At 65.4% G+C, this 23,436-nt stretch carries 21 protein-coding genes and 1 pseudogene; 17 read left to right on the forward strand and 5 right to left on the reverse strand.

What is annotated here, in order from left to right; all coding sequences use genetic code 11:
* Nucleotides 1-2: 2 nt before the first annotated feature.
* The gene (locus PMO31116_RS09200; protein WP_023594236.1) at nucleotides 3-1,265 is read right to left on the reverse strand and encodes a YeaH/YhbH family protein; all 1,263 of its coding nucleotides are present in this window, start codon (nucleotides 1,263-1,265) and stop codon (nucleotides 3-5) included.
* 15 nt (nucleotides 1,266-1,280) lie between these two features.
* Entirely contained in the window at nucleotides 1,281-3,203 is a 1,923-nt protein-coding gene (locus PMO31116_RS09205) for a PrkA family serine protein kinase (protein WP_023594235.1), read from the reverse strand.
* 1,015 nt (nucleotides 3,204-4,218) lie between these two features.
* Between PMO31116_RS09205 and PMO31116_RS24280 the strand changes: the two genes are divergently transcribed.
* The 16 genes and pseudogenes from PMO31116_RS24280 to gloA all read left to right on the forward strand — a co-directional run bounded on the left by PMO31116_RS24280 (nucleotide 4,219) and on the right by gloA (nucleotide 19,833).
* On the forward strand, nucleotides 4,219-4,341 hold the full coding sequence (locus PMO31116_RS24280; RefSeq protein ID WP_255343981.1) for a hypothetical protein: 123 nt from the start codon (nucleotides 4,219-4,221) through the stop codon (nucleotides 4,339-4,341).
* On the forward strand, nucleotides 4,338-5,117 hold the full coding sequence (locus tag PMO31116_RS23645; protein ID WP_174971028.1) for a metal ABC transporter ATP-binding protein: 780 nt from the start codon (nucleotides 4,338-4,340) through the stop codon (nucleotides 5,115-5,117). The genes PMO31116_RS24280 and PMO31116_RS23645 overlap by 4 nt, the downstream gene beginning before the upstream one ends.
* Complete coding sequence (locus PMO31116_RS09215; RefSeq protein ID WP_217424730.1) at nucleotides 5,114-5,977, forward strand: metal ABC transporter permease; 864 nt, start codon at nucleotides 5,114-5,116, stop codon at nucleotides 5,975-5,977. Before PMO31116_RS23645 ends, PMO31116_RS09215 begins: the two co-directional genes overlap by 4 nt.
* Nucleotides 5,978-5,988: 11 nt before the next feature.
* Nucleotides 5,989-6,918 carry a metal ABC transporter solute-binding protein, Zn/Mn family gene (locus tag PMO31116_RS09220; RefSeq protein ID WP_150566444.1) on the forward strand — a complete coding sequence of 310 codons (930 nt, stop codon included), beginning with the start codon at nucleotides 5,989-5,991 and terminating at the stop codon, nucleotides 6,916-6,918.
* Between the two features lie 206 nt (nucleotides 6,919-7,124).
* Nucleotides 7,125-8,468 (forward strand): tRNA (N6-isopentenyl adenosine(37)-C2)-methylthiotransferase MiaB, encoded by a 1,344-nt coding sequence (miaB, locus tag PMO31116_RS09225; RefSeq protein WP_023594229.1) that lies wholly within the window; start codon nucleotides 7,125-7,127, stop codon nucleotides 8,466-8,468.
* 67 nt (nucleotides 8,469-8,535) lie between these two features.
* Nucleotides 8,536-9,636: a PhoH family protein gene (locus PMO31116_RS09230; protein ID WP_150566445.1), complete on the forward strand. Its 1,101-nt coding sequence runs from the start codon at nucleotides 8,536-8,538 to the stop codon at nucleotides 9,634-9,636.
* A pseudogene (gene ybeY / locus PMO31116_RS09235) lies at nucleotides 9,633-10,091 on the forward strand (rRNA maturation RNase YbeY); the annotation flags it as partial. The gene PMO31116_RS09230 and the pseudogene ybeY, both read left to right, overlap by 4 nt.
* Before the next feature lie 196 nt (nucleotides 10,092-10,287).
* On the forward strand, nucleotides 10,288-10,941 hold the full coding sequence (locus PMO31116_RS09240; protein WP_246185232.1) for a gamma-glutamylcyclotransferase: 654 nt from the start codon (nucleotides 10,288-10,290) through the stop codon (nucleotides 10,939-10,941).
* Nucleotides 10,942-11,106: 165 nt separating this feature from the next.
* Nucleotides 11,107-11,982, forward strand: a complete 876-nt coding sequence (locus tag PMO31116_RS09245) for a CorC family transporter (RefSeq protein ID WP_150566447.1) — start codon at nucleotides 11,107-11,109, stop codon at nucleotides 11,980-11,982.
* Between the two features lie 49 nt (nucleotides 11,983-12,031).
* Nucleotides 12,032-13,579, forward strand: a complete 1,548-nt coding sequence (lnt, locus tag PMO31116_RS09250) for an apolipoprotein N-acyltransferase (protein ID WP_150566563.1) — start codon at nucleotides 12,032-12,034, stop codon at nucleotides 13,577-13,579.
* 214 nt (nucleotides 13,580-13,793) lie between these two features.
* Entirely contained in the window at nucleotides 13,794-14,732 is a 939-nt protein-coding gene (gene glyQ / locus PMO31116_RS09255; protein ID WP_023594224.1) for a glycine--tRNA ligase subunit alpha, read from the forward strand.
* Nucleotides 14,729-16,840, forward strand: coding sequence for a glycine--tRNA ligase subunit beta (glyS, locus tag PMO31116_RS09260; RefSeq protein ID WP_150566448.1), 2,112 nt, complete (start codon nucleotides 14,729-14,731; stop codon nucleotides 16,838-16,840). Before glyQ ends, glyS begins: the two co-directional genes overlap by 4 nt.
* 53 nt (nucleotides 16,841-16,893) lie before the next feature.
* Entirely contained in the window at nucleotides 16,894-17,487 is a 594-nt protein-coding gene (gene gmhB / locus PMO31116_RS09265; RefSeq protein ID WP_048806746.1) for a D-glycero-beta-D-manno-heptose 1,7-bisphosphate 7-phosphatase, read from the forward strand.
* 99 nt (nucleotides 17,488-17,586) lie between these two features.
* Nucleotides 17,587-18,357: a lysophospholipid acyltransferase family protein gene (locus PMO31116_RS09270; protein ID WP_150566449.1), complete on the forward strand. Its 771-nt coding sequence runs from the start codon at nucleotides 17,587-17,589 to the stop codon at nucleotides 18,355-18,357.
* Between the two features lie 84 nt (nucleotides 18,358-18,441).
* Nucleotides 18,442-19,305, forward strand: coding sequence for a M48 family metallopeptidase (locus PMO31116_RS09275; RefSeq protein ID WP_150566564.1), 864 nt, complete (start codon nucleotides 18,442-18,444; stop codon nucleotides 19,303-19,305).
* A 126-nt stretch (nucleotides 19,306-19,431) separates the two neighbouring features.
* Entirely contained in the window at nucleotides 19,432-19,833 is a 402-nt protein-coding gene (gene gloA / locus PMO31116_RS09280; protein ID WP_023594219.1) for a lactoylglutathione lyase, read from the forward strand.
* 49 nt (nucleotides 19,834-19,882) lie between these two features.
* Here the strand turns inward: gloA and PMO31116_RS09285 are convergent, their stop codons facing one another.
* Entirely contained in the window at nucleotides 19,883-20,308 is a 426-nt protein-coding gene (locus tag PMO31116_RS09285; protein WP_150566450.1) for a rubredoxin, read from the reverse strand.
* 300 nt (nucleotides 20,309-20,608) lie between these two features.
* Here PMO31116_RS09285 and PMO31116_RS09290 point away from each other — a divergent pair, with 300 nt between their 5' ends.
* A complete protein-coding gene (locus tag PMO31116_RS09290) occupies nucleotides 20,609-21,499 on the forward strand; it encodes a DMT family transporter (RefSeq protein WP_150566451.1) in 891 nt (296 codons plus the stop codon).
* Here the strand turns inward: PMO31116_RS09290 and rsmA are convergent.
* Together rsmA and pdxA are read right to left on the reverse strand one after the other, a co-directional pair.
* The gene (rsmA, locus tag PMO31116_RS09295; protein WP_150566452.1) at nucleotides 21,474-22,307 is read right to left on the reverse strand and encodes a 16S rRNA (adenine(1518)-N(6)/adenine(1519)-N(6))-dimethyltransferase RsmA; all 834 of its coding nucleotides are present in this window, start codon (nucleotides 22,305-22,307) and stop codon (nucleotides 21,474-21,476) included. The two genes, PMO31116_RS09290 and rsmA, sit on opposite strands and share 26 nt — an antisense overlap.
* 10 nt (nucleotides 22,308-22,317) lie before the next feature.
* On the reverse strand, nucleotides 22,318-23,418 hold the full coding sequence (gene pdxA, locus PMO31116_RS09300) for a 4-hydroxythreonine-4-phosphate dehydrogenase PdxA (RefSeq protein WP_150566453.1): 1,101 nt from the start codon (nucleotides 23,416-23,418) through the stop codon (nucleotides 22,318-22,320).
* Nucleotides 23,419-23,436: the final 18 nt, after the last annotated feature.

Genomic DNA, 23,436 nt, shown 5'->3' on the forward strand with positions numbered 1-23,436 from the left:
TTTCAGGCCGCCTTCTTCTTGAACAGGTCGTGCAGCACCGGGTAGATTTCGGCCGCTTCCATGATGCGCTGCATCGCGAAATTCGGGTGCTGCTGCTTGACCGACAGGTACTCGTTCCACAGATTCTGCGGCTCGGCGCTCGCCACCTCCACGTAGGCGAAATACTGAACCGCCGGCATGATCGTCTGGTTGAGAATGTCGCGGCAGATGGGCGAGTCGCCGTCCCAGTTGTCGCCGTCGGAGACCTGCGCCCCGTAGATGTTCCAGTCGCTCGGCGAGTAGCGATCGGCGATGATCTCCGTCATCAGCTTGAGCGCGCTCGATACCACCGTGCCGCCCGATTCCCTCGCGTAGAAGAAGTCGTCCTCGTTGACCTCCTTCGCGGTGGTGTGATGGCGAATGAGCACCAGGTCGATGCGCTCGTAGTTGTGCCGCAGGAACAGATAGAGCAGCATGAAGAAGCGCTTGGCCAGGTCCTTGCGGCTCTGGTCCATCGAGCCCGACACGTCCATCAGGCAGAACATCACGGCCTGCGCTTGCGGTCGCGGCTGCATGATCCGGTTCGAGTAGCGCAGATCGAGCTTCTCGATGTACGGAATCGCCTCGACGCGAGTGCGCAGGTGAGTGATCTCATGCGCCAGGGCCAATGCGCGTGGCGACGTATCGCCCTCGCGCGAGACCACGTCGGCGTACTCGGCTTCCAGTTCGCGCAACTGCTTGCGATAAGGCGCCGTGAGCGCGATGCGTCGGCCGAGCGAGCTGCGCATCGTACGAATGACGTTGAGGTTCGACGGCGTGCCGTCGATGGAATATCCCGCGCGAACCTTGCGGAACTCCGGAATCTGCGCGAGCCGGCGCTTGGCAAGGTCCGGCAGGGCCATGTCCTCGAAAAAGAACTTCAGAAACTCCTCGCGCGAGAGGTTGAAGACGAAATCGTCTTCGCCCTCTCCCGAGTCGCTGGCGCGGCTGCCGCCGCCGCCCGCACCCGATGGCGGACGCTCGAAGTTGTCGCCCACCACGAACTCGCGGTTGCCGGGATGCACCATCTCCCGCCGCCCGCCGGGTCCGTGGTGGAACAACGGTTCCGAAATGTCCTTGACCGGGATCGAGACCTGTCCGCTGCCATCGATATCGGTAATCTTGCGCCCACCCACCGCCTTCGCGACCGCGCGACGAATCTGCTCGCGGTAGCGCTTGATGAAACGCTGCTGGTTGATGGCGCTTTTGTTCTTGCCGTTTTGCCGTCTGTCGATGATTGCTGACATAGTGGCCCCGATGGATTACGAGGATTTGCGCACGCGCAGATACCATTCCACGAGCAGACGCACCTGCTTCGGGGTATAGCCTTTTTCCACCATACGGTTGACGAAGTTGGCGTGCTTTTCCTGATCCTCCTTGGACGACTTCGCGTTGAAGGAGATCACCGGCAGCAAGTCCTCGGTCGTGGAGAACATGCGCTTCTCGATGACGGCGCGCAGCTTCTCGTAACTCGTCCAGAGCGGATTCTTGCCCGCGTTGTTGGCGCGCGCGCGCAGGACGAAGTTGACGATCTCGTTGCGGAAGTCCTTCGGATTGGTGATCCCGGCCGGCTTCTCGACCTTTTCCAGTTCGTCGTTGAGCGCCGTGCGATCGAGAATCTCGCCGGTATTCGGATCGCGATACTCCTGATCCTGAATCCAGAGATCGGCGAAGTTCACGTAGCGATCGAAAATGTTCTGGCCGTACTCGGAATACGACTCGAGATAGGCGGTCTGGATTTCCTTGCCGATGAACTCGACGAACGGTGCCGTCAGGTATTCCTTGATATAGGCCAGGTATCGCTTCTCGACCTCGCCGGGATACTGCTCGCGCTCGATCTGCTGTTCGAGCACGTACAGCATGTGCACCGGGTTGGCCGCCACTTCGGTGTTGTCGAAGTTGAACACCTTCGAGAGCACCTTGAAGGCGAAGCGCGTGGACATGCCCGTCATGCCCTCGTCCACGCCGGCGTAGTCGCGGTATTCCTGATACGACTTGGCCTTCGGATCGATGTCCTTGAGGTTCTCGCCGTCGTAGACGCGCACCTTCGAGAAGATGTTGGAGTTCTCCGGCTCTTTCAGGCGCGTAAGCACGGCGAACTGAGCGAGCATCTTCAGCACGTTCGGCGCGCGTGGCGCATTGGCGAGCGAGCTGTTCTTCACGAGCTTCTCGTAAATCTTCACCTCGTCGGTCACGCGCAGGCAGTACGGCACCTTCACGATATAGATCCGGTCAAGGAAGGCTTCGTTGTTGCGGTTGCCCTTGAAGCTCTGCCACTCCGCTTCGTTCGAGTGCGCGAGCACGATGCCGTCGAATGGAATCGCACCGAACCCTTCCGTGCCCTTGTAGTTGCCTTCCTGCGTGGCGGTGAGCAGCGGGTGGAGCACCTTGATCGGCGCCTTGAACATTTCCACGAATTCGAGCAGGCCGCGGTTGGCCAGGCACAGGCCGCCGGAATACGAGTAGGCGTCGGGGTCGTCCTGCGGATATTCCTCGAGCTTGCGAATGTCGACCTTGCCGACCAGCGACGAAATGTCCTGGTTGTTCTCGTCCCCCGGTTCGGTCTTGGCAATGGCGATCTGCTGCAGCACCGACGGCCGCACCTTCACCACGCGGAACTTGGTGATGTCGCCGTTGAATTCGTTCAGGCGCTTGGTGGCCCACGGCGACGGGATCGTATTGAGATACCGCACCGGAATGCCGAAGTCCTCTTCCAGAATCTTGCCGTCTTCCTCGGGCGAGAACAGACCCAGAGGCGACTCGTGCACCGGCGATCCCTTCAGGCAATAGATGGGCACGTCCTCCATCAGCGCCTTGAGCTTCTCGGCCAGCGACGACTTGCCGCCGCCCGGGGGCCCGAGCAGATACAGGATCTGCTTGCGCTCCTCGAGGCCCTGCGCCGCGTGCTTGAAGAACGAGACGATCTGCTCGATCGTGTCTTCCATGCCGTAGAAATCGCGGAAGGCCGGATAGATCTTGATGATCTTGTTGGAGAACAGCCGCGAGAGTCGCGGGTCGTGGTGCGTGTCGATGAGCTCGGGCTCACCGATGGCGCGCAGCATACGCTCGGCGGCCGTCGCATAAGCCGTCGCATCCTTCTTACAGATCTCCAGGTATTCCTGGATGCTGTATTCCTCTTCCCTGCGTGCTTCGAAACGTGTCGTGTAGTGGCTGAAAATATCCATATGCCTCACCCCCGCTTCATCGGAAAGCATCACAACGCGATGCCCGCCCTGTTACCCAAGACCCGGATGACTGCGCAATGGTTTCGACCTGGCTCACTGCATGCCGGAGCGACGATTGCGAAACCATTCGCACTGTCCCCTCCCTCACATGAACGACTCAAAATCCGTTTAGGTTGACTTTAAACGCGCCACCAAAAATTGCAACCGTTAACTCATCATATGCTCAAAACAAAAAAACTGTCTCCAGATATTTTCCGCATCTCTAGGCCTCCACGATAACCCGCATTCCACAAGGGTTTGCGCTCGATCTACGCATTGCGCACGCCCATGCCGCCCCATCAAAATTCGAGCGTTTTTTCAAGCACCATCCCACGCATTGCGCACTCGGGTTTGCCTGCACTCATCGCCGTTTTTCCTTGCGTCCAATTCATTAAGGAATCCTATGTATTCAATGGATTTCCCAACGATCTTCGTATCGTGTTCTGCGGAAAAAAGTGGGGGGCCCGACGACGTCGACGAACGCGAAGACGTGGGCGCAAGACGGAGGGCTTTCCTGACGAAGCAACGCGACGGCGCGAAGTCGCGAAGGTCGTGCGAGCGGCAGGTGCGGCACCCGACGAACGCAGGCGAAAAGTCGACGATTGCCGGATATCTGAACGGGCGAACCTCCTCGGCGAAATCGTACCGGACGGGACGAATCGGCCACGGGCATCCCGCTTCGCCCTCGTGCTTGCCGGAGGTTCCGGCCGGGCCGCGGCACTGCACCATGCCACCGTCTCATCGATACCTTGCATATTGCCGATCTCTGGAATGAAGCGAACAGCGTGCCAGTCGATCGTGCGTGAACTCATGTTACGCCGGTTCGCCAAAATGTGCTGCGATGATTGTGTAACGCCCTGTGTCGCCCCGGCACTCCACCGCCATCACCGCTTCCCGGCCATTTCATGCAATAATGCAACTTTGTTGCATTTATTACACAGTTGCAAACTGTGTCCGGGCATCGACCGCCGCCTCCATGATTCGTTTTTCCGTTTGGCTATACCGTCTCGCCGGCTGGGAACGCACCGCCTTGACGCTGCTCGTACTCCTGCCGCTGTGGGCACTCGTCTATTGGGCGCTGCTGGGAGTCGCATCGTGATCGGCTGTCAGGATCTCTCGGTGCATTTCGGCCCCAACGCGGCGCTCGAAGGGGTTAACGTCACGTTCGCGCCCGGCGTGCTCTCGGCCGTCGTCGGCCCCAACGGCGGGGGCAAGACCACCTTGCTGCGCGCGCTCGCGGGGCTGCAGAGGGCGTCGCGGGGCAAGATCGTGTGCGACGGGCCGGTGGCTTATCTGTCGCAGCGCCCGGAAACGGATCATCGGTTTCCGATGTGCGTCGAGGAATACGTGCTGACCGGCACGTGGCGGCGCACCGGCGACGCTCGCCGCCTCGGCCGCGACGAATTCGCGCGCGCTAACGACGCGCTGGCGCGCGTCGGTCTCGCCGACCGGCGCACCCAGCCGCTGGAAGTCCTGTCCGGGGGGCAATGGCAGCGCGCACGCTTCGCCCGACTGATCGTCGAGGATGCGCCGATCGTTTTGCTCGACGAACCGCTGACTGGCATCGACGTACCGTCGGCGGAACTGTTGCTGGCTTTGCTGGATCAATGGCGCAACGAAGGTCGCACCGTGGTGACGGTACTGCATGACCTGCCACTGGTGCTCGAGCGGTTTGCGCACGTGGCCGTGATGGCGGGCCGGCTGGTTTCGTCGGGTACGCCGGCGGCGTGTCTGCACGGCGCCTTTCCGTCCGGCGAGCGCGCAGGCGGGGGTGCCGCCGTCGGCCTGTCCGGCGCGGGCGGCTACACGGCGCGCGCGGCCCATGCACCGCTCTCGGGCGTGTCGATCACGACCACGACGGGAGATCGACGGTGAGTGCGCTGATCGATTGGGTGGTCGGCCCCTTCGCCGAGTTCGACTTCATGCGGCATGCGCTCGTCGGCAGCCTGGCGCTGTCGATCGGCTGCACGCCGGTCGGCGTCTTCCTGTTGCTTCGCCGCATGAGCCTGATGGGCGACTCGCTCTCCCATGCCGTGCTGCCCGGTGCGGCCGTGGGGTATCTGATCGGCGGCCTGTCGTTGCCCTGGATGGCCGGCGGCGGCATGGTGGCGGGTCTGCTCGTGGCGCTGCTCGCCGGCCTGTCGAGTCGCCGCACGCGGCTCGACGAAGGCGCCTCGTTCGCCGGCTTCTACCTGCTCGCGCTCGCGGGCGGTGTGGTCATCGTGTCGAAGTGGGGCAACAGCGTGGACCTGATGCACCTGCTCTTCGGCTCGGTGCTGGCGGTCGACGACCCGTCGTTGATCCTGGTGGCCGCGATCGCGACAGTGACGTTGTTGTGGTTCGGGTGGCATTATCGCGGTCTCGTGCTCGACAGCGCCGACCCGACCTTCCTCGGCCAGAGCCGCGGCAAGACCGTGATGCGATATCACCTCGGCTTCACGGTGCTCACGGTCATGAACCTCGTTGCAGGCTTTCAGGCCATGGGCACGCTGATGGCCGTCGGGCTGATGATGCTGCCCGCGGCCACGTCGCGGCTCGTCGCCCGCACGTTGCCGGGCATGCTCCTCGTGGCGTGGCTGGTCGCCAGTGCGTCGAGCGTGATCGGCCTGTTGATGTCGTATTACCTGGCCTGCCCTTCCGGGCCGGCCATCGTATTGACGGCGGGAGTCGCCTACCTGGGCGCCCTGCTGATTTCGCCGGGCGGCGCATCCGCTGCGAAGGCCCCGGCGCTTTAAGAGAGGAAAACATGTTCGGATTGGGTAAAACGGGCGGCAAATCGTGGCTGGGTGCAGGATTCTTCGCCGCAATGGTCGCCCTCGCGCTGAGCCTCGCCAGCCCGGCCCGCGCGCAGGATACGCGCCTGCCCGTGGGCGCGAGCTTCAGCATCCTGGCCGACATCGTGAAGGTGGTCGGCGGCGACCGGGTCGATGTCACCACGCTCGTCGGCCCGGATCAGGACACCCATGTCTACGAACCCACCCCGGCGGACGTGGCGAAGATCTCCGGTACGAAGCTCTTCTTCGTCAACGGCCTGGGTTTCGAAGGCTGGCTGCCGCGGCTGATGAAGTCGAGCCACTATCCCGGCACGCTGGTGACCGTGACCAGGGGCCTCAAGCCCCGAACGATGGTCGACGAGGGCCACACGGTATCCGACCCGCACATGTTCCAGGATCCGGAGCGCGTGAAAACGATGGTCGACAACATCGCCGCAGCGCTGTCGCAGGCCGATCCGGCCGGCGCCACGTATTACGCCGATCGCGCCAGGAACTATCGCGGTGCGCTCGACGACCTCATTACCTGGGCGAACAAGCAACTGGCACCGATCGCCGCGTCGCGCCGCGTGGTGCTGACCTCGCATGACGCCTTCGGCTACCTCGGCCAGCGCTTCGGCATCCGGTTCCTCGCACCGGAAGGGGTGTCGACGGAGAGCGAAGCGAGCGCCCGGGACGTGGCCAACCTGATTCGCGTGATCCGCCGCACCGGCATCAAGGCGGTGTTCATGGAAAACATCTCGAACCCGCGCCTGGTCCAGCGCATCGCGCGAGACGCCAGGGTCACGGTCGACGGCAAGCTGTATTCCGACGCCCTGTCGCAGAATCCGGAAGCGTCGACCTACCTTCAGTTGTTCCAGCACAACATTCGCGCGCTGGCCGCCGCGATGAAGGACAACCGCTAGCGCTCGCACGTCCCCGACGGTGCACGCGGTATAATGCGTGCACCACACACCGGCCCCGCCACGGAGGTCCGGACAGGCCGGCCACGCCGGCTTTTGCGTTTGGGCCGCCGCTTTTGTTCTGCGACCCGGCCCGCCGGCGCGGGCCCAACCCCTGAAACATCAATACGGACGCCCCCAGGTCAACCACTGCGAACGGCGCACACTCAATGGCAAAGAAGATTTACATCAAGACGTTCGGCTGTCAGATGAACGAGTACGACTCCGACAAGATGGCGGACGTGCTCGGCGCAGCCGAAGGCCTCGAAAAGACAGACACCCCTGAAGACGCCGACGTCATTCTGTTCAACACCTGCTCGGTGCGCGAGAAGGCGCAGGAGAAGGTGTTCTCGGATCTGGGCCGCATGCGCGCGCTCAAGGAAATCAAGCCCGACCTGGTGATCGGCGTCGGTGGCTGCGTGGCCAGTCAGGAGGGCGCGGCCATCGTGCAGCGCGCGCCATACGTGGATGTCGTGTTCGGCCCCCAGACCCTGCACCGCCTGCCGCAAATGCTCGAGGCACGCCGCTCGACCGGCCGCTCGCAGGTCGACATTTCGTTCCCGGAAATCGAGAAGTTCGACCATCTGCCGCCGGCCAAGGTCGAAGGCGCGACTGCCTTCGTATCGATCATGGAGGGCTGCTCCAAATATTGCAGCTACTGCGTGGTGCCTTACACGCGCGGCGACGAGGTCTCGCGCCCGTTCGACGACGTGCTCACCGAAATCGCCGGCCTGGCCGAACAGGGCGTGCGTGAAATCACCCTGCTGGGCCAGAACGTGAACGCCTACCGCGGCCTGATGGCCGACGGCGAGATCGCGGACTTCGCGCTGCTCATCGAATACGTGGCGGAAGTGCCGGGCATCGAACGCATCCGCTACACGACCAGCCACCCGAAGGAATTCACGCAGCGCCTGATCGACACCTACGCCAGGGTGCCCAAGCTCGTGAGCCATTTGCACCTGCCCGTGCAGCACGGCGCCGACCGCGTGCTGTCGGCCATGAAGCGTGGCTACACGGTGCTCGAGTACAAGTCGATCATTCGCCGCCTGCGCCAGGTGCGCCCGGACATGTCGATGTCGTCCGATTTCATCGTCGGCTTCCCCGGCGAGACGGAGGAAGATTTCGACAAGCTCATGGCGATGATTCACGAAATCGGCTACGACACGAGCTTCTCGTTCATCTACAGCCCGCGCCCCGGCACCCCGGCGGCCAACCTGCCGGACGACACGCCGCGCGAGGTCAAGCTGCGGCGCCTGCAACACCTGCAGGCGGTCATCGAGGAGAACGCCGCGCGCATCAGCCAGCGCATGGTCGGTTCGCGCCAGCGCATTCTGGTCGAAGGCGTGTCGCGCAAGGACCCGAACGAGCTGCAGGGCCGCACGGAGAACAACCGCGTGGTGAACTTCCCCGTACCGGAAGCGCAGCGCGCGGCCCTGATCGGCCAGATGACCGACGTTGTGATCACCTTCGCCTACCCGCACTCGCTGCGTGGCGAACTCGTGACCACGCACTGAGCGAAATTCGCGACCATGACCGGACCCGGCCGCATCGGACACACCGCCCAAACGCGGTGCCTGCCCGATGCCGCACGCCGGCGACACCATCGAACGACCTGAACAGGCACCCGACCGGATCATCTTGAAAGCACCCGTCCAAGAATTCACCGCCCCGCGCGACGACAATCGCCGTCTGGCCAACCTTTGCGGCCCGCTCGACGAAAACCTGCGCCAGATCGAACAGGCGCTCGACGTGGCGATTTCCCGCCGCGGGCATCGCTTCTCCGTTCGCGGCAAGAGCGCCGTGATCGCCACGCAGGCCCTCGAGAGCTTTTACAACCGCGCCACCGAACCGCTGTCCGTCGACGACATCCAGCTCGGCCTCGTGGAAACGCGCCAGGGCCTGGCCCCGACGGTTCGCCATGGCGACGACAACCCGTTCGCCGCGGGTGAAACGCAGGACGGCTCGCCCGTGCTGCACACGCGCCGCAGCGACCTGCACGGCCGCACGCCCGCCCAGCGCGAGTACCTCAAGCAGATCCTCTCGCACGACGTGACTTTCGGCATCGGCCCCGCCGGCACCGGCAAGACGTATCTGGCGGTCGCCTGCGCCGTGGATGCGCTCGAGCGCGACGCCGTCAAGCGCATCGTGCTCACGCGCCCGGCGGTCGAGGCGGGCGAGCGGCTGGGCTTCCTGCCCGGCGATCTGGCTCAGAAGGTCGATCCCTACCTGCGCCCGCTCTACGATGCACTCTACGACCTGCTGGGCTTCGACAAGACGCAGAAGTATTTCGAGAAGCAGATGATCGAGATCGCGCCGCTCGCCTACATGCGCGGGCGTACGCTCAACCATGCCTTCATCATTCTGGATGAGGCGCAGAACACCACGCCCGAGCAGATGAAGATGTTCCTCACCCGGATCGGCTTCGGCAGCAAGGCCGTCGTGACCGGCGACACGACGCAGGTCGATCTGCCGCGCGGGCAAAAGAGCGGGCTGATGGAAGCGCAGGTCATCCTGAAGAACGTGCGCGGCATTGCCATGACCCGCTTCACGAGCGTGGACGTGGTGCGTCACCCGCTGGTCGCGCGCATCGTCGAAGCGTACGACGCGCACACGCAGCACGCCGAGGCCGGTCTCGACCTGCCCGAAGCGCCGGCCGCGCGATCCTCGCGAGGCCACGCATGAGCACCGCGCGCCACGCGCTCACGCTCACGAGTCAGTTCGTCGCGGGACCGGCGTTCGCCGCGCACAAGGCACTGCTCTCGCGCACCGCCCTGCGCCGCTGGGTGCAGGCCGCGCTGCTGGCCGACGCCGAACTCACGCTGCGTTTCGTCGATGCCGACGAGGGTCAGGCGCTCAACCGCGGCTATCGTGGCAAGGACTACGCGACCAACGTGCTGACGTTTGCCTACGCGCAAGACGAGAGCGATCCGGTGACGGGCGACATCGTGCTGTGCTGCCCGGTGATCGAGCGCGAAGCGAACGAACAGGGGATCACGCTCGAGGCGCACTACGCGCACCTGATCGTGCACGGCGTGCTCCATGCGCAGGGCTACGACCACGAGGAAGACGACGAGGCGGTGGAAATGGAGCGCCTGGAGACAGAGATTCTCGCCGGACTGGGTTACGCCGATCCCTATGCGGCCGAGAAGGCCGCCCAGGCGCCGAAGGAGTCCGCCACGACCGGGGCAGCCGCCGCACGGAAATCCGCGCGCCCCGCACGATCGGCTCGACCCGCTCCCGGCGCCGCGCGGCCGCGCCGCACCTGAACCCGCACCCGAATCCCTTTTGCCCATGGATCGCACTCCCGACGCCTCGACACCTCCGGACACCCCGATGTCCGGCGCATCGGGCGGTCCGGCCTGCGACCGCTACCCGCCCGATCTCGGCGTCTCGCGGCATCTGAGCCGCGACGAGCTCCTTGGCTCGCTCGACGCCGCGCTCGAGGGTTGGGACGGTCGCCAGGATCTCTGGATCTTTGCTTACGGCTCGCTCATCTGGAACCCCGGCATGCCGGTCGAGGAGAGCGTGCATGCGCGCGTGCACGGCTACCATCGCGGGCTATACCTGTGGTCGCGCGTGAACCGCGGCACCCCCGAACAGCCGGGCCTGGTGCTGGCGCTCGATCGGGGCGGCTCGTGCGCCGGGGTCGCGCTGCGGCTCGCCGCGGCCAGGGTTCGCGAGGAATTCGAAACGCTCTGGTATCGCGAGATGGCCATGGGATCGTATCGTCCGGCATGGCTGAACTGCCGTCTGCGCGACGGTCGCACGCAGTCGGCGCTTGCGTTCGTGATGCGGCGCGACGTAAAAAGCTACGCAGGCCGACTGCCCGACGCCATCATCCGTCAGGTGTTCGACTGCGCGCAGGGCCGCTACGGCACGACGCGCGACTACGTCGCCCGCACCGTCAAGGCGCTGCGCGACGCCGGCATGGCCGACCCCGCACTCGAGGCGATACTGCACCGTTGCGGTGCACGTGACGGCGACTGAGCGTCCCGTCATGACCTTCCGCCGGCGTCGCGCAGGCCGGCGAACCGCGGCGCCCCGATCTCGCGCAGGCCAGCCGCTCGCGGCTCACGCGGCGTTGCCGCACATCTGGTGTATCCTTGGGGTTCCTGTAACAGCTCGGCGTCCGCCCAACTTGGACGCGCCGTCATGAACGACCCTTATCCCAGTCGACCCGGTCGAAAAAACACCGAAAAACCTCGCTCTCTGCTCGAACGCCTAACCGATCTGATTTCCCCGGAACCGGAGTCGCGTGCGGAGTTGCTCGAAATTCTGCAAGACGCTCACGCCCGCAACCTGATGGACGCCGATTCCCTGGCGATGATCGAGGGCGTATTCCAGGTGGCCGATCTGTGCGCACGCGACATCATGGTGCCGCGCGCGCAAATGGACGCCGTCAACATCGAGCAGACGCCCGAAGAATTCATGCCCTTCGTACTGGAACAGGCGCACTCGCGCTATCCGGTGTACGAAGGCAATCGCGACAACATCATCGGCATTCTGCTCGCGAAGGATCTGCTGCGTTACTACGCCAATCACGACTTCGACGTGCGCGACATGCTGCGCCCGGCGGTGTTCATTCCCGAGTCGAAGCGTCTCAACGTGCTGCTGCATGACTTTCGCGTCAATCGCAACCACATCGCCATCGTCGTGGACGAGTACGGTGGCGTGGCGGGCCTCATCACCATCGAGGACGTGCTCGAACAGATCGTCGGTGACATCGAGGACGAATACGATTTCGACGAAGAGGAAGACAACATCATCGCCGCGCCGGATGGGACCTACCGCATTCGTGCGCTCACCGAGATCGAGCAATTCAACGAAGCGTTCGGCACGCAGTTCCACGATGACGAGAACGACACGATCGGCGGTATGATCACGCACCAGTTCGGTCGCGTGCCTCGCCGGGGCGAGCGCATGCGCATCGGCAATCTCGTATTCGAAGTGCAGCGCGCCGACGGTCGCCAGGTCCACATGCTGCTCCTGCGGCGCGTGGAACCGGCGCCCGCCGTGCAGGCCGAATAGCCGGCCTGGAGCCGCTCCCGATTAACCTCATGATCGATCCATGCAGGAAATGACCGTCCACGCGCCCGAGCGGCGCACGTGGCCGGCCTGGCGCGCGCGCGCGCTCGCCGGTCTGGCCGGAATCGCGCAAATGCTGGCCTTCGCGCCGCGCGACGTCTGGTGGCTGCAACTGCTTGCCATGGCGGGCCTGTTCGCGCTCGTGGAGCGCAGCGCCTCGCGGCGTGACGCCGCATGGCTCGGCGGCTGCTTCGGCACTGCGTCGTTCGTCTGCGGCATCTGGTGGCTCTATATCAGCATGCACACTTACGGCGGCATGCCCGGCATCATGGCCGGCGCCGCCGTCGTGCTGTTCTCGATCTATCTCGCGCTGTACCCGGCGCTCGCTACCTGGGTCACGCGCTGGGTGGGGCCGGCAGGCCCATGGCGCGCACTCGCGTTCGCCGGCGCCTGGATCCTCGCGGAATGGCTGCGCGGCACCATCTTCACCGGCTTTCCGTGGCTCTCGCCCGGCTATGCCCACGTCGACGGCCCGCTCGCGGGCTTTGCACCGCTCGTCGGCGTGTATGGCATGGGCGGCCTGGCCGCACTGGCGGCCGCGGGGATCGCGCAGGCCGTGCTGCCCGCCGTCGCGTCCGTGCGGCCCGGGCGACGCCTGGCCATGGTGGTCGGCGTGCTCGCGCTGCTGGGCGCGGGTGCGGGACTGTCGCGCCACGCATGGACCGCACCGTCGGGCAAGCCGATCACCGTGCGCCTGCTGCAAGGCAATGTCGCGCAGGACATGAAGTTCGAGCGCGCCGGGATCGACCACGCCATGACGCTGTACCGCGACATGATCGTGGCAGCGCCGGCCGACTTCATCATGACGCCGGAGACGGCTTTCCCGGTGCTGCTGCAAGGCATTCCGCCCGACATCGCCGCGTCGATCCGCGAATTCGCGGACCGCACCGGCTCGCACGTGGCGCTCGGCGCCGTGGGGGCCACGCTCACCGAGCGCGGGCCGACCGACCTGACCAACAGCCTGTTCGGCGTGACGCCGCGCGATCGCACGCTCTACCGATACGACAAGCACCATCTGGTGCCGTTCGGCGAGTTCGTGCCGTGGGGCTTTCGCTGGTTCGTCGACATGATGCACATTCCGCTGGGCGACTTTCTGCGCGGCACGGCCACGCCAGCCGGGTTCGTGGTGCGCGACCAGCGGGTGGCGTTCGATATCTGCTACGAGGACTTGTTCGGCGAGGAAATCGCGCAGACGCTTCGCAACATGCCCGAGCCCGCCACCGTGCTGGCGAACTCGACGAACCTGGCCTGGTTCGGCGACACCATTGCGCTCGACCAGCATTTGCAGATTGCCCGCATGCGCTCGCTGGAGACCGGACGGCCGATGCTGCGCGCCACGAACACGGGCACCACGGCGATCATCGACGCACAGGGCCGGGTGCAGGCCCGTCTGCCGGCCATGACGACGGGCGTGCTCACCGGCACCGTGCAGCCATACGCCGGACTCACGCCGTACATCCGCTTCGGCAACGCGCCCGCGCTGCTGCTGGCGCTCGCGGCGCTGGGCCTCGGCCTGTTCATGACGCGCCGCGCACGCTGATCCGCCACGCCAACGTCGGCACCTCGTCGGCCGGAACGTGACCCGCAGGGGGGACGCGAAAATCCCCCCATGCCACCACCGTTGGTCATCGGCGCCCCATTCGGGTCGAATTCCCGCTAAAATTCAATGTTTTAGTCTTTCGGGCGCGCTCGCGGCCGGGCCGAAAGACTGCGCAAAATCCGCATTTTTTCCTGTTCGTCCGCGCGAATTCATCATGCTCACCTTTCAACAAGTCATCCTGACGTTGCAGGATTACTGGGACAAGCAAGGCTGTGCGTTGCTCCAGCCTTACGACATGGAGGTCGGCGCCGGTACCTCGCACACCGCCACGTTCCTGCGCGCGATCGGCCCGGAGCCGTGGCGTGCCGCGTATGTGCAGCCGTCGCGACGTCCCAAGGATGGCCGTTATGGCGAGAATCCGAACCGCATGCAGCACTACTACCAGTACCAGGTAGTGCTCAAGCCGGCGCCGGAAAACATTCTCGACCTGTACCTGGGCTCGCTGCGCGCGCTCGGTCTGGATCTGACCGAAAACGACGTGCGCTTCGTCGAGGACGATTGGGAGAACCCCACGCTCGGCGCCTGGGGCCTGGGCTGGGAAGTGTGGCTCAACGGCATGGAAGTGACCCAGTTCACCTACTTCCAGCAAGTCGGCGGTCTGGACTGCAAGCCGGTGCTCGGCGAGATCACCTACGGTATCGAGCGTCTGGCCATGTACCTGCAGCAGGTCGAGAATGTCTACGACCTGGTGTGGACGGAGTGGGAAGAGCAAACGGCCGACGGTCCGGTCAAGCGCCGCCTGACCTACGGGGACGTGTTCCATCAGAACGAAGTCGAACAGTCGACGTACAACTTCGAGCATTCGAACCAGCCGATGCTGTTCGGCTTCTTCGACAACTACGAGAGCGAGGCCAAGCGCCTCATCGAAGCCGAGCTGGCACTGCCTGCCTACGAGATGATTCTCAAGGCCGCGCACACCTTCAACCTGCTCGACGCGCGCGGCGCCATCTCGGTGACCGAGCGCGCGGCGTACATCGGCCGCATCCGTGCGCTGTCGCGCCTGGTCGCACAGGCCTACTACGCCTCGCGCGAGAAGCTCGGATTCCCGATGCTGAACGCCTCCGCCGCCCAACACCCAACGCAAGCCGCATGATGAGCACCGCACAACGCACCCTGCTGGTCGAACTGCTGACCGAAGAATTGCCGCCGAAGGCACTGGCGCGTCTGGGCGACGCATTTGCCGACGGCATTGCCAACGGCCTGCGCACGCGCGGCCTCACCACCGAAGCGAGCGTCGTCACGTCGTACGCCACACCGCGCCGACTGGCGGTCACGATCTCGAACGTGCTCGAGCGCGCACCCGACGCCACCATCCGTGCGAAGGTGCTGCCGGTGTCCGTCGCGCTCGACGCGAACGGCAACCCCACGCCCCCGCTGGCCAAGAAGCTCGCCGCCATGGGCTTCGCCGACCTGCCGGTCGCCAGCCTCGAACGCGCGATGGACGGCAAGGCCGAAGCCTTCTTCCACACCTACACCGCCGCAGGCGCGCAACTCGCAGACGCATTGCAGGCCTCGCTCGACGAGACGCTCGGCAAGCTGCCGATTCCCAAGGTCATGAGCTATCAGCGCCCGGACGGGGAGACGGTGCAGTTCGTGCGCCCGGTGCACGGCCTGATCGCGCTGCATGGCGACACGCTGGTGCCCGCCACGGCAATCGGCCTGGCGTCGTGCAACAAGACGCTGGGTCACCGCTTCCTCTCGAAGGGGGACGTCACCGTCGCCAACGCCGACGCCTACGCCGCCACGCTCGAGACCGAAGGCAAGGTGCTGGCCAGCTTCACCGGCCGCCGCGACGCGATTCGCGCGCGACTGCTCGCCGCCGCCGGCGACGACCATGTCGTGATGCCCGATTCACTGCTCGACGAAGTGACCGCGCTCGTCGAATGGCCCGCGATCTACGCCTGCCACTTCGAGAAGGAATTCCTGTCGGTGCCGCAGGAATGTCTGATTCTCACGATGCAGACCAACCAGAAGTATTTCGCGCTGACCGACAAGCCGCTCGCCGAGGGCGGGCGCCTCACGAACCGCTTCCTGATCGTCTCCAACATCGAGACCGCCAAGCCGGAGCAAATCGTGACGGGTAACGAGCGTGTGGTGCGCCCGCGTCTGGCCGACGCGAAGTTCTTCTTCGAGCAGGACAAGAAGAAAGCGCTTGCCGATCGCGTGCCGCTGCTCGCGAACGTGGTCTACCACAACAAGCTGGGGTCGCAACTCGAGCGCACGCAGCGCCTGGTGAAGCTTGCCGGCGCCATCGCGAAGATGACCGGCGCGGACGTGGCGCTCGCAGAGCGCGGTGCCCTGCTCGCCAAGGCCGACCTGCTGACCGACATGGTCGGCGAATTCCCGGAACTGCAAGGCACGATGGGCACGTACTACGCCCGCCACGACAACGAGGCCAACGACGTCGCCCTCGCCTGCTCGGAGCACTATCAGCCGCGCTTCGCGGGCGACGCCCTGCCCGCGAGCCCCACCGGCACGGCGGTCGCGCTGGCCGACAAGGTCGAGACGCTTGTGGGCATCTGGGGCATCGGTCTGCAGCCGACCGGCGAGAAAGACCCGTTCGCACTGCGCCGCCACGCACTGGGCATCGTGCGCATGCTCATCGAGAAGCGCCTGCCGGTCATGCTGTCCGACCTGCTGCGCGCGGCCTACGACGGCTTCACGTCGGGCGTGGCCGACAGCGCCTACCTGAACGACGTCTATCTGTTCGTGCTCGACCGCCTGCGCGGCTACCTGCGCGAGCGCGGCTTCGCCGCGAATGAGATCGAAGCCGTGCTGGCCGATCAGCCGAAATATCTGGGCGACCTGATCGAGCGACTGGAAGCCGTGCGCGCGTTCTCGGCGTTGCCGCAGGCCGAAGCGCTGGCCGCTGCCAACAAGCGTATCGGCAACATCCTGAAGAAGACCTCGGCGCCCGCGGACAGCGTGGTGCGCGCCGAACTGCTGATGGAGCCCGCCGAGAAGGCGCTGGCCGCCGAACTCGACCAGGTGGCTCCGGTGGTGCAGCACAAGTTCGAGGCGCGCGAATACGCGCAGGCGCTCTCGGCCCTGGCGCAGCTGCGCGATGCGGTCGACGCCTTCTTCAACGACGTGATGGTGATGGCCGACGACGAGGCACTGCGCAACAACCGCCTCGCGCTGCTCACGCGCTTGCATGTGCAGATGAACCGCGTGGCCGATCTGTCCAAGCTCGCCGCCTGACGGTGGTGTTCCGAGAAAGGTGAACTGAGTTGCCCAAGTCCCTCACGTCCCCCATGGATTCGCGCAAGGACCGCGCGCCCGGCCCCGCCGCCCGCAAGCTGGTGATTCTGGATCGGGACGGCGTGATCAACGCCGACTCGGACCAGTTCATCAAGTCGACGGACGAGTGGGTGCCCCTGCCCGGTAGCCTGGAGGCCATCGGCCGCCTGAATCAGGCCGGGTACCGCGTCGTCGTGGCGACCAATCAGTCGGGTGTGGGGCGCGGGCTGTTCGACATGGCCACGCTCGGCGCCATGCACGCGAAGCTGTCGAAACTGGCCGCGGCCGTCGGCGGGCGCGTCGATGCGGTTTTCTTCTGCCCGCACACGGCCGCCGACGGCTGCGACTGCCGCAAGCCGAAGCCCGGCCTGTTTCAGGAAATCGCGCGGCGCTACGAAATCGACCTGACCGGCGTGCCGGCCGTGGGCGACTCGCTGCGCGACCTGCAGGCAGCAGTCGCCGTGGGTGCGCACCCGCATCTGGTACTCACCGGCAAGGGCCGGAAGACACTCGCGGCCGGCGACCTGCCCGACGGCACGCGGGTCCACGACAGCCTTCAGGCGTTCGTCAACGACCTGCTCGCCGACGAGGACGGCCGACATGCGTGAGCGACAGCTGCCCCGTCGCGCGTCTCGATGCGCGCAGCGCGACACGCGTCGATGCCTGTAGGACAATCGCTTCGGCCACCCTCATTTCGCCAAGACCCGATGCTGCAATTTCGTTCGATTCTCTTCTTCCTCTTCCAGATCGTCTGGACGGTCCCGTACGCCATCGCGTGCATCGTGTCGTTTCCGTTCCTCAAGCGCGAGCAACGCTACTGGTTCGCGGTGGGCTGGTGCCGCGTCGTGATTCGCGTGGCCGACAAGCTGTGCGGTATCCGCTACCGGGTCATCGGACGGGAGAATCTGCCCGACACGCCCGCGATCGTCCTGTCGAAGCATCAGTCCGCGTGGGAGACGGTCGCGCTGCCCGCACTCATGCCGAAGCCGTTGTGCTACGTGTTCAAGCGGGAGTTGTTGTACGTGCCGTTCTTCGGCTGGGCACTGGGTCTGCTGAGCATGATCCACATCGACCGCAGCAAGGGCACCGACGCGTTCCAGTCGGTCGTCGCACAAGGCCGCGAACGCCTGGCCGAGGGCGCTTGGATCATCATGTTCCCCGAAGGCACGCGTACCCGGACCGGCTCGCGCAACAAGTACAAGTCCGGCGGCGCCCGGCTGGCGGCAACGACCGGCACGCCGGTGGTGCCGGTCGCGCACAACGCCGGACGCGTGTGGCCGCGCAATTCTTTTGTGAAATACCCTGGGGAAGTGGTCGTCTCGATCGGACCGGTGATCGAGACGGCGGGACGTACGCCGGAGGCCGTCAACGCCGACGTGGCCGAATGGATCGAGCGGGAAATGGTGCGCATCGACCCGGCGGCCTACACGTCCCGGCCGAAGGCAAGCGCCACGCCCGACGCCACGCCACGGGCCTGAACCGTACGCCGAGACCGTCTCATGTCGAAAGTCCAACCCGCCACCCGCGACATCCGCTCCCGGCATGAGACGCCTGCTCCCCAGATGGAACTCGACCTTTTTGGCAGCCCCGCCGCCGAAGTCACCGGCGTTGCCACGGATGTGCCGGACGGCTCGGCGGCCCTGAACCCCGCCGCCGCCGACACCCGCAACCTGCAACCCACCCCGCCGCGCCGCACACCGGCGAACGGTGAGCGCGTGATCGTGCTAGACGGTCATGCGCTCTACTATCGGTTCAAACGCTCGTCGCGACGCACCATCGGCTTCATGATCGACGAATCGGGACTGGCGGTGACCGCGCCGCGATGGGTCACGCTTGCCGATGTGGAAGCCGCCATCGTCGAGAAGAAGCGCTGGATCTTCAGCAAGATCGCCGAGTTTCGCGAACGCGCGGCGCGCCGCGTGATCCCGCGTGTGAACTGGATCGACGGCGCCACGCTGCCGTATCTCGGCCATACGCTGACAGTGCGCCTGAGCGCAGGCGCGGGTATCGCGCAGTACGACATCCACACGCACACCCTGTGGCTCGACCTGCCGCCCCAGGCCGCCGCCGAACAGATGCGCGACCGGGTGCAAGGCTGGTTGCAGCAGGAAGCCCGAAAGCTCTTCACCATGCGTCTGGAAGTCTATGGCGAGCGCCTGGGTGTGCGTCACTCGGCGCTGGGCCTGTCGTCGGCCGCAACGCGTTGGGGCAGTTGCAGCGCCGACGGGCGCATTCGGCTGAACTGGCGCCTCATCCACTTCCCGCTCGGCGTGATCGACTACGTGGTCGCGCACGAACTCGCGCACCTGAAGGAAATGAATCACGGCCCGCGCTTCTGGCAGGCCGTGGCGTCGATCTTCCCGGAATTCGAGGCCGCGCGCGACACGCTCAAATCGCACGCACCGGAGTGGCTGCCCGAATTCTGACGGGACGTGCGCTCCGGATCACCGGGATCGCCTGAGCGTCAGAATGGCTCAACGCTGCATGAACCCTGCTCATTTTCGTGAGCGCGGGTACAATCGGGTTCTTGTTGTCCCCACACTGAAAACACCATGCGAATGCTCCATACCATGCTGCGCGTCGGCGACCTGCAGCGCTCGATCGACTTCTACACGCGCGTGCTCGGCATGCAACTGCTGCGTCAGAGCGAGAACCCCGAATACAAGTACACGCTGGCGTTCGTCGGCTACGGCGCCGAGTCGGGTAACACCGTGCTCGAGCTGACCTACAACTGGGGCGTGGACAAGTACGAGATGGGCACGGCCTTCGGGCATCTGGCCGTCGAAGTGGACGACGCCTATCAGGCCTGCGACACGATCCGCGCCGCAGGTGGCAAGGTCACGCGCGAGGCCGGCCCCGTCAAGGGCGGCACGACGGTAATCGCCTTCGTGGAAGATCCGGACGGCTACAAGATCGAATTGATCCAGAAGCACTCGTCGAAGGGCGATCTGTAAGACGTCGCCCGGCCCATCACGGGCCGGGCCGTTCCAGGGGCCGCAGCCCTCAGAACTCGACCATCGCGAAGTCTTCCTTGCCTACGTCGCACAACGGGCATCGCCAGTCCTGCGGCACGTCTTCCCAAGGCGTTCCCGGCGCAATGCCATCTTCCGGATAACCGACCGCCTCGTCGTAGATCCATCCGCAAATCACACACACCCACTGGCGTGACGCGATCGGCGCCGGCGCCGCGGGCGCAGGCGTACTCGCGGGCGTGCGGGCGTGCTCGCCCGCCGGGTCGGGCAGCGTGAAGACCAACGGCGACTCGGTGCCCGAGGCGTCTTGCCACGGTCGTTCGAGGTGCGTTTGCAGCGCGGCGAGCAACGCCTGCGCTTCCTCCCGGGTGAGATCGACCCAGTAGGGATCGCCCGCCCCATCGTTGAGTCGCGACGGGGAAAACTGCAATTCGACGGCGGAGCCTTTCTTGTACATACGGAATACTGCGGTGTTCGAAGCGAATGCGAATCGCCCACGTTGACCGGCGTGCCGGGGCGTGTCGTCGCGGTGAAGTGCGGAGACGAAGCCCCCCGCGCGGAGCATTGTATCGGCGCGCATGCATGCAATAAACCCGCGAAACGGGGACACATTGTGCCGCATGACGCAACAATGTCCGTCACATTACCCACGCTGCCCGCACCGGAATCCCGCCCGACGTGTCAGGATCGGGGACAATAGGCGCCAATGCGCGTCGTGCGCCGATGTTCACGATGCATCGTCATCCGAACCAATTTCATGAAAACCACACCTCGCCCGATCGACGCCGGTGCGCTCGCCATCATGCTGGGCCTGTGCATGGTCTGGGGTGGCCAGCAGGTCGCCGTCAAGCTCGCGATCCCGGCCGTGCCGGCGGTACTGCAGGCGGGCCTGCGCTCGCTCATCGCCTCCCTTCTCGTGGGGGCGTGGATGCTGTGGCGCCGCCAGAAGCTAATCACGGGTGACGGTACGTTGCCTGCCGGCCTTCTCACCGGGCTGCTGTTCTCGGTCGAGTTCTACTGCATCTTCGTCGGACTGACGTACACCACGGCCTCGCGCATGGCGGTCTTCCTCTACTCGGCGCCGTGCTTCACCGCCATCGGTCTGCACTGGGCCGTGCCGAGCGAGCGGCTCCGGCCGCTGCAATGGCTCGGCATGGCCGTTGCCTTCTGCGGCATCGTCGTGGCGTTTTCCGACGGCAGCAGCGCCAACCTCTCCACGACGTGGCCGGGCGACCTGCTCGGCATTCTCGCGGGATTTTTCTGGGGAATGACGACCGTGATCGTTCGCGCCTCGCGTCTGGCGACGGCCGCGCCGGCCAAGACGCTGCTGTATCAGTTGGCCGTGTCGGCGGTATTGCTGTGCCCGCTGGCGCTGCTTACGGGTCACGCGCACGTCGGCGCGATGACGGCCACGGCATGGATCGGCCTCGTTTACCAATCCGTGGGCGTGGCGTTCGCGAGCTATCTGATCTGGTTCTGGATGCTGACCCGCTACAGCGCCGCCCGCCTCGCGTCGTTCTCGTTCCTGAGCCCGCTGTTCGGTGTGACGTTCGGCGTGCTGATTCTGGGCGAATCGGTCGGCTGGCGCTTTGCGGGCGCGGTGGCGCTCGTGTTCGCGGGCATCAGCCTCGTGAACCGCCGGCGCTGATCGCGCGCGCCAGGGCAACGTATTCGTCGACCGGCACATCTTCCGCGCGACGCGTGAGATCGAAGCCGATCGCCTCGAAGTCGACGCGGTCACGGTAGCTGTGCAGCGTGTTGCGCAACATCTTGCGCCGTTGCGAGAACGCCTGAGCGACGACCGCTTCGAACACGTCCAGATCGACGTCAGGCAGATCCGCGACCGCGCGCGGGATCATGCGCACCACGGCCGAGTCGACCTTCGGCGGCGGATTGAACGCCTGCGGCGGCACGTCGAGCACCTTGTCCATCCAGTAGCGGTACTGGAGCATGACGGACAGACGGCTGTAATTGCTCGAGCCCGCCGGGGCCACCATGCGCTCCACGACCTCGTTCTGCAGCATGAAGTGCTGATCGCGCACCTGGGCCGCATAACGCATGAGGTGAAAGAGCAGCGGGCTGGAGATGTTGTACGGCAGGTTGCCGACAATACGCAGCGGGGCCTCGTCGCGGCGATCGGCAGGCACCAGCGAACCGAAGTCGAAGTCCAGCGCATCGCCCGCGTGCACGCTCACGCGATCGCCGAACTTGCGCGTCAGGCGCGCTACCAGATCGCGATCGAGTTCGACCACGTGCAAGTGCGCGAGCCACTCGGTCAGCGGCGTCGTCAGCGCACCCAGCCCCGGCCCGATTTCCACCATCAGGTCGTCAGTGCGCGGAGAAATGGCGCTGATGATCGCGTCGATCACGCCCATGTCGACGAGAAAGTTCTGGCCGAAACGTTTGCGCGCCACGTGGCCCTGTTGGACGCCCGTGCGCTTGGATGCGCTACTCATGTGAAATTCCTTATGAACGCGGTTGCGATGCGTCCGGTGCGCCGGCCACGCCCGCGATCAATGTTGCGTGTGCGGCGGCGTTGCCCGCCATGGCCGCCGCGGTGCGCAGGGCTTCGATCAGACTGCCGCTCTCTGCGCGGCCCGTACCCGCGAGATCGAGCGCCGTGCCGTGGTCGACGGATGTACGGATGATCGGCAGCCCCAGGGTGATATTCACGCCAGCACCAAAGCTCGCGTATTTGAGCACCGGCAGGCCCTGGTCGTGATACATCGCCAGCACGGCGTCGGCGCCCTCGAGGTGTCTCGGCTGAAACAGCGTGTCTGCCGGATAGGGCCCCCGGGCGTCGATGCCGACCGCGCGGGCATCGTCGAGCGCCGGCGTGATGACGTCGATTTCCTCCCGGCCCAGATAGCCCGACTCACCAGCGTGCGGATTGAGACCGGTGACGAGAATGCGCGGTCGCGTCACACCGAAATGCCGCATCAGATCCGCATTGAGGATCACGAGCGTTTCGAGCAGATCGCCGCGACGGATGGCACCGGGCACCTGCGCCAGCGGCAGGTGCGTCGTGGCAAGCGCCACGCGCAGGCCACCGCCCGCGAGCATCATCACGACACGGGGTGTGCCGGTGCGCTCGGCGAGATACTCGGTATGCCCGGTGAAGGCCACGCCGCAATCGTTGATGGTGCTCTTTTGCAGCGGCGCCGTGACGATGGCGTCGTACGTCCCGGCCATTGCGCCGTCGATGGCATCGTCGAGCAGCGCCAGCACGTAGCGACCGTTGGCGGAATCGAGCTGCCCCGCCTGCGCGGCGGCGGCCAGCGGGTGGTGCACGACACTCACCCGATCGCCCGCGAGCAACGCCTGCCAGGCGTCGCCAAGCCCTACGGCCTGCGCACGCGAGGCCAGCAGCGAAGCATCGCCGATCACGGCAAATCGACAACGGGAGAGGGATTCGTCGACGTCGCGAAGCGCCGCGACGACAGGGCCGATGCCGCCGGTGGTCGCCGGCGCCAGGCACTTTACGAGTGCCTGCACCGTCAACTCCGGCCCAACGCCCGCCGGTTCACCGGTGGTGATGGCAATGACGAAGGACCGGTCGGTAGTCATGCGTGAAGAGAATGTCGT

The sequence above is a fragment of the Pandoraea morbifera genome, from assembly GCF_902459575.1.
Taxonomy (GTDB): domain Bacteria; phylum Pseudomonadota; class Gammaproteobacteria; order Burkholderiales; family Burkholderiaceae; genus Pandoraea; species Pandoraea morbifera.

Excerpts from the sequence above, each read along its gene's own strand:
- PMO31116_RS09240 (WP_246185232.1), top strand. The coding sequence starts at position 10,288 with ATGTCCGGCGCATCGGGCGGTCCGGCCTGCGACCGCTACCCGCCCGAT.
- pdxA (WP_150566453.1), bottom strand. The coding sequence starts at position 23,418 with ATGACTACCGACCGGTCCTTCGTCATTGCCATCACCACCGGTGAACCG.
- PMO31116_RS09205 (WP_023594235.1), bottom strand. The coding sequence starts at position 3,203 with ATGGATATTTTCAGCCACTACACGACACGTTTCGAAGCACGCAGGGAA.
- lnt (WP_150566563.1), top strand. The coding sequence starts at position 12,032 with ATGACCGTCCACGCGCCCGAGCGGCGCACGTGGCCGGCCTGGCGCGCG.
- gloA (WP_023594219.1), top strand. The coding sequence starts at position 19,432 with ATGCGAATGCTCCATACCATGCTGCGCGTCGGCGACCTGCAGCGCTCG.
- PMO31116_RS09275 (WP_150566564.1), top strand. The coding sequence starts at position 18,442 with ATGGAACTCGACCTTTTTGGCAGCCCCGCCGCCGAAGTCACCGGCGTT.
- miaB (WP_023594229.1), top strand. The coding sequence starts at position 7,125 with ATGGCAAAGAAGATTTACATCAAGACGTTCGGCTGTCAGATGAACGAG.
- PMO31116_RS09285 (WP_150566450.1), bottom strand. The coding sequence starts at position 20,308 with ATGTACAAGAAAGGCTCCGCCGTCGAATTGCAGTTTTCCCCGTCGCGA.
- gmhB (WP_048806746.1), top strand. The coding sequence starts at position 16,894 with ATGGATTCGCGCAAGGACCGCGCGCCCGGCCCCGCCGCCCGCAAGCTG.
- PMO31116_RS09220 (WP_150566444.1), top strand. The coding sequence starts at position 5,989 with ATGTTCGGATTGGGTAAAACGGGCGGCAAATCGTGGCTGGGTGCAGGA.
- PMO31116_RS09290 (WP_150566451.1), top strand. The coding sequence starts at position 20,609 with ATGAAAACCACACCTCGCCCGATCGACGCCGGTGCGCTCGCCATCATG.
- PMO31116_RS09230 (WP_150566445.1), top strand. The coding sequence starts at position 8,536 with ATGCCGCACGCCGGCGACACCATCGAACGACCTGAACAGGCACCCGAC.
- PMO31116_RS24280 (WP_255343981.1), top strand. The coding sequence starts at position 4,219 with ATGATTCGTTTTTCCGTTTGGCTATACCGTCTCGCCGGCTGGGAACGC.
- PMO31116_RS09245 (WP_150566447.1), top strand. The coding sequence starts at position 11,107 with ATGAACGACCCTTATCCCAGTCGACCCGGTCGAAAAAACACCGAAAAA.
- PMO31116_RS09200 (WP_023594236.1), bottom strand. The coding sequence starts at position 1,265 with ATGTCAGCAATCATCGACAGACGGCAAAACGGCAAGAACAAAAGCGCC.
- glyQ (WP_023594224.1), top strand. The coding sequence starts at position 13,794 with ATGCTCACCTTTCAACAAGTCATCCTGACGTTGCAGGATTACTGGGAC.
- PMO31116_RS09270 (WP_150566449.1), top strand. The coding sequence starts at position 17,587 with ATGCTGCAATTTCGTTCGATTCTCTTCTTCCTCTTCCAGATCGTCTGG.
- rsmA (WP_150566452.1), bottom strand. The coding sequence starts at position 22,307 with ATGAGTAGCGCATCCAAGCGCACGGGCGTCCAACAGGGCCACGTGGCG.
- glyS (WP_150566448.1), top strand. The coding sequence starts at position 14,729 with ATGATGAGCACCGCACAACGCACCCTGCTGGTCGAACTGCTGACCGAA.